Source organism: Streptomyces katrae, from assembly GCF_000966975.1.
GTDB classification, from domain to species: domain Bacteria; phylum Actinomycetota; class Actinomycetes; order Streptomycetales; family Streptomycetaceae; genus Streptomyces; species Streptomyces katrae.
In genome coordinates this window covers 1-2,759 of sequence record NZ_JZWV01000321.1, presented here as the reverse complement: position 1 = coordinate 2,759, position 2,759 = coordinate 1, and the positions used below count along the sequence as shown (strand labels likewise).

Below are 2,759 nucleotides of genomic sequence, written 5' to 3'. Positions count from 1 at the left end.
CGGGGTGGGACGTCAGCCCCGGACGGCGGCGATGGCTTCGGACAGGGCCCCCGCGACGTCCCCGACCAGGGTGTGGGCGCCGTCGCGGACGATGTGACGGCCGCCGACCACCGTGTGGCGGACGTCGGCGGCCGACGCGGCGAAGACCGCCGTCTCCGCGCCGAGCCGGGGCAGCGGCCCGGCGGTGCGGACGGTGTCCAGGGCGATGGTGGTGAAGTCCGCCAGGGCGCCCGCCTCCAGGCGGCCCGCGTCGGGGCGGCCCAGCGCCGCGTGGCCGTCGGCGGTGGCGGCCGTCAGCAGGGCGTTCGCCGTCCAGTGCCCCCGCGTACGGCTGCGCAGCCGCTCGTTCAGCTCCATCGCCCGCGCCTCCTCCAGCAGGTCGATCACCGCGTGGCTGTCGCTGCCCAGGGACAGCGGGCTGCCCGCGCGCTGGAGCCGGCCGGCCGGGCCGATGCCGTCGGCGAGGTCGCGTTCGGTGGTCGGGCACATGCAGGTGCCGGTGGTGGTGGCGCCGAGCAGGGCGATGTCCTCGTCCGTCAGGTGCGTGTTGTGGACGCCGGTGGTGCCCGGGCCCAGCACGCCGTGGTCGGCGAGGAGCTGCGCCGGGGTGCGGCCGTGCGCGGCGAGGCAGGCGTCGTTCTCCGCCGTCTGCTCGGACAGGTGCACGTGCAGCGGGGCCTGCCGCTCCTGCGCCCACGCCGCGACGGTGGCCAGCTGGCCGGCCGGGACGGCCCGTACGGAGTGGACCGCCGCGCCGATCAGCGCGTGCTCGCGGGGCTTGAGGGCGGAGACCCGCTCGGCCCAGGCGTCGGCGGTGCCGTCGGAGAACCGCCGCTGGTGCGCGTTGGGGGCCTCGCCGAAGCCGGCGGCCAGGTAGGCGGTGTCGAGGAGGGTGATGCGGATGCCGGCCGCCGCGGCCGCCTCGATCAGGGCCTCGCCCATCGCGTTGGGGTCGGCGTACGGGGTGCCGCCGGGGGCGTGGTGGACGTAGTGGAACTCGCCGACGTCGGTGATGCCGGCCAGCGCCATCTCCGCGTACACGGCCCGGGCGAGGTCGAAGTAGCTGTCGGGGGTGAGGTTCTGGGCGACGCCGTACATGACCTCGCGCCAGGTCCAGAAGGTGCCCGAGCCGACCTGGACGGTGGAGCGCAGCGCCCGGTGGAAGGCGTGGGAGTGCGCGTTGGCCAGGCCCGGGACCGTCAGGCCGCGCAGCACCTCCGCGCCGGGGGGCGGGGTGTCGGCCCCGGTGCGCAGCCCGGCGATCCGGCCGTCGGCCGTGACGTCGAGGGCGACGCCCGGCTCGACGTGTTCGCCGAGCCAGGCGTGCTCCAGCCAGTAGGTCTTCTGCGCGGTCATCGGCACGCGAGGCCTTCCAGTACGTCGGCGAGGGCGAGGACTCCGGCCGTGCAGTCGTCCTCGGCGGCGAACTCCCGCGGGGAGTGGGAGACGCCGGTGGGGTTGCGTACGAACAGCATCGCGGTCGGGACGGCGGCGGAGAGGATTCCGGCGTCGTGTCCCGCCCCGGTGCCGAGGACGGGGACGGCCCCGCCCAGGATCCGGTTCAGCTCGTCGCGCAGGGCGTGCTCGAACTCGACGACCGGGGTGAAGGACTCCCGGACGACGTCGAGGTCGATGCCGTCGCGCCCGGCCTGCTCGCGGGCGGCCTTCTCGACGGCGGTGACCACCGTGTCGAGGGTGGCCTGGTCGGCGGCCCGCGAGTCGAGCCAGCCGCGCACGAGGGAGGGGATGGCGTTGACCCCGTTGGGCTCCACGGCGATCTTCCCGAAGGTGGCGACGGCCCCCGCGAGGGCGGCCTCCTGACGGGCGGCCAGGACGGTCGCCGCGTAGGTGAGCATCGGGTCGCGGCGGTCGACCAGGCGGGTGGTGCCGGCGTGGTTGGCCTCGCCGTGGAAGTCGAAGCGCCAGCGGCCGTGCGGCCAGATCGCGGAGGCGATGCCGACCCGGTCGCCGGACAGGTCCAGGGCGCGGCCCTGTTCCACGTGCAGTTCGACGAAGGCGCCGATGCGGGCGAGGCGCTCGGGGTCGGCGCCGATCGCGTCGGGGTCGTAGCCGGCGCGCTCCATGGCCTGCGGGAGGGTGGTCCCGTCGGCGTCGCGGAGCTCGTACGCCTTCTCCTTCGTCAGCTGTCCGGCGGCGAGCCGGGAGCCGACGCAGGCGAGGCCGAAGCGGGCGCCTTCCTCGTCGCCGAAGTTGGTGATGGCGAGGGGCCGGGTGAGGGGGGTGAGGGCCGCGCCGCGGGCGCGGAGCTCGTCGAGGGCGGCGAAGGAGGACACCACGCCGAGGGGGCCGTCGAAGGCCCCGCCGTCGGGGACGGAGTCCAGGTGGGAGCCGGTGACGACGGCGTCGCCGGCCAGGGGGTCGCCGAGCCAGGCCCACTGGTTGCCGTTGCGGTCGACCTCGTAGGCGAGGCCGCGGGACTCGGCCTGCGCCCGGAACCAGGCCCGGCAGTCGGCGTCGGCCCCGGTCCAGGCGAAGCGGCGGTAGCCGCCGCTGTCGGCGTGCCGGCCAATGGGACGCAGCTCGTCCCACATGGCGTGGAAGGAGGCGGGGCCGCCCCCGCCGCGCACGGCGGCGGGGGCGGAGGTGGCGGGGCGGGCGCCCGGGGCGGAGCCCCCGTGCGCCTCGCCCGCGCCGGTGCCGTCGGACCGGGTCACGCGGAGTCACCCTCGCGCATCGGGACGCGGACGCCGCGCTCGTCGGCGACGGTCTCGGCGATGTCGTAGCCGGCGTCGACGTGG

Annotated in this window: 2 protein-coding genes; both read right to left on the bottom strand. The window is 76.5% G+C overall.

Annotated features, from left to right (window positions below):
• Positions 1–12 precede the first annotated feature (12 nt).
• Positions 13–1,356, bottom strand: coding sequence for a formimidoylglutamate deiminase (locus tag VR44_RS12840; protein ID WP_045947590.1), 1,344 nt, complete (start codon positions 1,354–1,356; stop codon positions 13–15).
• A complete protein-coding gene (locus VR44_RS12835; protein WP_045947589.1) occupies positions 1,353–2,552 on the bottom strand; it encodes an allantoate amidohydrolase in 1,200 nt (399 codons plus the stop codon). Before VR44_RS12835 ends, VR44_RS12840 begins: the two co-directional genes overlap by 4 nt.
• Positions 2,553–2,759: the final 207 nt, after the last annotated feature.

Excerpts from the sequence above, each read along its gene's own strand:
- VR44_RS12835 (WP_045947589.1), bottom strand. The coding sequence starts at position 2,552 with ATGTGGGACGAGCTGCGTCCCATTGGCCGGCACGCCGACAGCGGCGGC.
- VR44_RS12840 (WP_045947590.1), bottom strand. The coding sequence starts at position 1,356 with ATGACCGCGCAGAAGACCTACTGGCTGGAGCACGCCTGGCTCGGCGAA.